General features: G+C 67.6%; 4 protein-coding genes. 1 reads left to right on the top strand and 3 read right to left on the bottom strand.

All coding sequences use genetic code 11. The features are described from left to right. Nucleotides 1–308: 308 nt before the first annotated feature. From ACVOK1_RS20300 to ACVOK1_RS20290, 3 genes are all read right to left on the bottom strand, one after another. Nucleotides 309–443 (bottom strand): hypothetical protein, encoded by a 135-nt coding sequence (locus ACVOK1_RS20300; RefSeq protein ID WP_481563081.1) that lies wholly within the window; start codon nucleotides 441–443, stop codon nucleotides 309–311. A gap of 18 nt (nucleotides 444–461) precedes the next feature. Then, a complete protein-coding gene (locus ACVOK1_RS20295; protein ID WP_481563080.1) occupies nucleotides 462–929 on the bottom strand; it encodes a hypothetical protein in 468 nt (155 codons plus the stop codon). Between the two features lie 153 nt (nucleotides 930–1,082). Continuing rightward, nucleotides 1,083–2,696 (bottom strand): alpha-glucosidase family protein, encoded by a 1,614-nt coding sequence (locus ACVOK1_RS20290; RefSeq protein ID WP_108768091.1) that lies wholly within the window; start codon nucleotides 2,694–2,696, stop codon nucleotides 1,083–1,085. Nucleotides 2,697–2,911: 215 nt separating this feature from the next. Here ACVOK1_RS20290 and ACVOK1_RS20285 point away from each other — a divergent pair, with 215 nt between their 5' ends. After that, nucleotides 2,912–3,910, top strand: a complete 999-nt coding sequence (locus ACVOK1_RS20285; protein ID WP_481563079.1) for a polyprenyl synthetase family protein — start codon at nucleotides 2,912–2,914, stop codon at nucleotides 3,908–3,910. The last annotated feature ends 85 nt before the right edge of the window (nucleotides 3,911–3,995 follow it).

The following is a 3,995-nucleotide window of genomic DNA, read 5'->3' as shown; positions in this document are numbered from 1 at the left end:
GTGGGGTTTAACAAAATTTTCTCCCACGTCGGGTTCGTGCGGGCCGCGGGCCGCAAACCCACCGGTTGCGCCGGACCATGCCCGGCGGTCCTGAATCGGTTGCGCCGGGCCATGCCCGGCGACGCAACACGGGGAGCAGGACCGGAAACCCGCTGCGCAGGCAGCGGGTTTTCTTTTTGCGCGTCGACACCGCGCGAGCCACCGCATCCACGCATGGCGTGGATCTACCAACCCAACCGCAACGCATTTACGCGTGGCGTGGATCTACTGGTAGATCCACGCCATGCGTGGATTCACTCAGCAGGAGATCACGAGATCAGAAGCGCGCAGCCGATCGCGACGATCAGCATCAAGGAAAACAGGATGCGCCCGCTGAAGCGCCCAAGTGCGTGACCAACATGGTTCAGAACAAGGGAGGCGATCTGGCCCAGCAGTTCCCACATGGAAGCAACACCCGTCGCTCAGAGTCCGGCAGGCGCCAACGAATCCCAACCTGCCGGGAAGACCTGCGGCGCATCGCCAACGTATTGCTTCGCCCAGGCCTGCAACGCCCGGTGGTGAGGCCGGTCTGCGTTAGAGAAGTAACGCGGAGCACGCTCGCCCGCATTGTAGTAAGCCGCGTCCAGGCTTCCGTCTGGGTGCAGGACCACCACAGCTCCGTAGGAATCGGCGAAGCCCAGCCGCCATCCGGCCAGCAGCAAGTCCCCACTCTTGAGCGGCACCGGCACCGCCGACTCATCGAAGTTGCGCCGGAACGCCGCGTACTCCGGACCAAGCAACTGCTTCAAGCCAGGCACCACGTCCAAACCCTCGAAGGCATCCTCCAGCGCGGGGCCCACGATCATGATGGGCGTAGCGGAGAGAGGGTGGGCAGCCGAAAGTGCCGCTGCCAGCAACAACACCCGCATCAGGGAAGTAAAGAAACGCATCGGAGGTCCACCACGGAGGGGGCCACCAGTGTCCACGCCCACCCCGGCCGATTCCATTCCAATAGTTGGAAAGTGACGGCCATCGGCCACCCACAAAAAAGGGACGGGGCGCTTCGGCCCCGTCCCCGCAAGTACCGCCACCGGAGAAATCGGTCAGCTGCGTCGTGCGCAATACACCGCGCGCGGCGGCAGCCGCAGTTCAGTGCCCTCGACCGTGCCCGCATCCGGGCCCGGCACGTCCAGCTGCTGCCAGGTACCGGCCGGCAGCGGATGGCTGACCGCCTCGGCCGACAGGTTGAAGGCCAGCAGGAGGGTTTCATCTGCAAGCATACGCTCGAACAGCAGCACTGGCTCGGCACTGTCCAGGAAACGGATGTCCCCGTGCTGCAGGGTCGGCTGGGTCCGCCGCCAGGCCAGGAAGGCCCGGAAGGCCGCCAGGACCGAACCCGGGTCGGCATCCTGCACGGCCACGGCCGCCGCCCGGTGCTCGGCCGGGATCGGCAGCCAGGGCTTGCCGGTGGTGAAGCCGGCCAGCGGGGCGTCGGTCCACGGCAGCGGCGTGCGGCAGCCGTCGCGGCCCTTGAAGTTCGGCCAGAAGGTGATGCCGTAGGGGTCCTGCAGGTCCTCGAAGGCCACCTCGGCCTCGGCCAGGCCCAGCTCCTCGCCCTGGTACAGGCAGACCGAACCGCGCAGGCTGCACAGCATCGCCACCAGCATGCGGGCCAGGCGCGGGTCGGACGGGCGGCCGCCCCAGCGGCTCACGGCCCGCTCCACGTCATGGTTGGACACCGCCCAGCACGGCCAACCCTCGGTCATCACCGCTTCCAGGCGCGAGACCGTATCGCGGATGTAGGCCGCGCTGTAGTCGTCCACCAGCAGCTCGAAGCTGTAGCCCATGTGCAGGCGGCCGTCCTGGGTGTACTCGGCGGTGGTGGCCAGCGAGTCCTCCGAGGAGATCTCGCCCAGGCTCACCGCGCCGGGGTACTCGTCCAGCAGCGCGCGCAGCTGCTCCAGGAACGGCAGGTTTTCCGGCTGGGTGTTGTTGTAGTAGTGGTACTGGTAGGCGTACGGGTTGTCCGGGCTGAAGCCGCGGCCCACGCGCTTGTCCGCCGGCTTGGGCGGGTTGTCGCGCAGCTGCGCGTCGTGGAAGCAGAAGTTGATGGCGTCCAGGCGGAAGCCGTCCACGCCGCGGTCCAGCCAGAACCGCACGTTGTCCAGCGTGGCCTGCTGCACGTCCGGGTTATGGAAGTTCAGATCCGGCTGGTCGACCAGGAAGTTGTGCAGGTAGTACTGCTCGCGGCGCGGCTCCCACTGCCAGGCGCCGCCACCGAACAGCGACAGCCAGTTGTTGGGCGGAGTGCCGTCCTCGCGCGGGTCGGCCCACACGTACCAGTCGGCCTTGGGATTGGTGCGGTCCTGGCGGCTCTCGCGGAACCAGGCATGCTCGAGCGAGGTGTGGCTGAGCACCTGATCGATCATCACCTTCAGGCCCAGGCCATGCGCCTTGGCCAGCAGGCGGTCGAAGTCCTCCAGGCTGCCGAACAGCGGGTCGACATCGCGATAATCGGCGATGTCATAGCCGAAATCGGCCATGGGCGACTTGAAGAACGGCGAGATCCAGATCGCATCGGCGCCCAGCGCCGCGATGTGGTCCAGGCGCTGGATGATGCCCGGCAGGTCGCCCACCCCGTCGCCGCTGGCGTCGAGGTAGCTGCGCGGGTAGATCTGGTAGATGACGGCTCCGCGCCACCATGGATTGTGCGACATCGACAGCCCCCCTCCGGGCATGCGGGACCCACCGGAAGCGGGCCGAAAACCAACAACCGCAAGCTTAGCGGCGGCCTCCGGGGCATGGCGCGGCCTGCATACGTATTCACGCCGCGGGTCCGGCCAACGGCGTGCGAAATGGCCGGTCGTGCCGGTTTCCGCCCGATTTCACGGCCAGACCCTATAATTGGTGGTGAGCCTGAAAGCCTGATCGCATGACCATCACCGAAGACACCCGTCCCGCCCTGGGCCTGCCCCAGATCCAGTCGCTTGCTGCGGCCGACATGGCCGCCGTCGATGCCCTGATCCGGGACCGGCTGTCCTCGGACGTCGTACTGATCAACCAGATCGCCGACCACATCATTTCCGCCGGCGGCAAGCGCCTGCGCCCGATGCTGGTCATGCTGGCCGGCCACGCAGTCGGCCAGGCCGGCCCGGAACACCACCAGCTGGCGGCGATCATCGAGTTCATCCATACCTCGACCCTGCTGCACGACGACGTGGTGGACGAATCCAGCCTGCGGCGCGGCCGCAGCACCGCCAATGCCCTGTGGGGCAACGCGCCGAGCGTGCTGGTGGGCGACTTCCTGTATTCGCGCAGCTTCCAGCTGATGGTGGAACTGGACCGCATGCCGGTCATGCGGATCCTGGCTGACACCACCAACCGCATTGCCGAAGGCGAAGTGCTGCAGCTGCTGCACGTGCACAACCCGGACACCGACGAAGCGGCCTACCTGCGCGTGATCGAGCGCAAGACCGCCGTGCTGTTCGCTGCCGGCACCCGCCTGGGCGCGCTGGCCAGCGGCGTGGACGAAGCCACCCAGCAGGCCCTGTACGACTACGGCATGCACCTGGGCTACGCCTTCCAGATTGCCGATGACGTGCTGGATTACTCGGCCAACGCCGAGGAACTGGGCAAGAACCTGGGCGACGACCTGGCCGAAGGCAAGGCGACCCTGCCGCTGATCCACGCCATGGCCCATTCGGACGATGCCACCCGCGAGCGCCTGCGCAGCATCGTGCAGGACGGCGACGCCTCGGCCATGCCGGAAGTGCTGGCCGCCATCCACGCCACCGGCGGCCTGGATTACAGCCGCCGCCGTGCCGAGGAATACGCCGAAGCCGCCGAACGCGCGCTCGACGGCCTGGGCGACAACGATGCCGTGGCGGCCCTGCGCGGCCTGGCCCGTTACGCGGTGCAGCGTTCGCATTGACCGGTGAAGGTGTGCCCCCCAACCGGCGGCCCCCCCCCAGGTCGGGGGGGTGGCGCCGAGTGTGGGGGGCGGGAAAACCCGCGTG

Source organism: Stenotrophomonas sp. STEN087, assembly GCF_056759115.1.
Note: the sequence above shows the minus strand (reverse complement) of the source record. Positions and strands in the feature narration are given on the sequence as shown.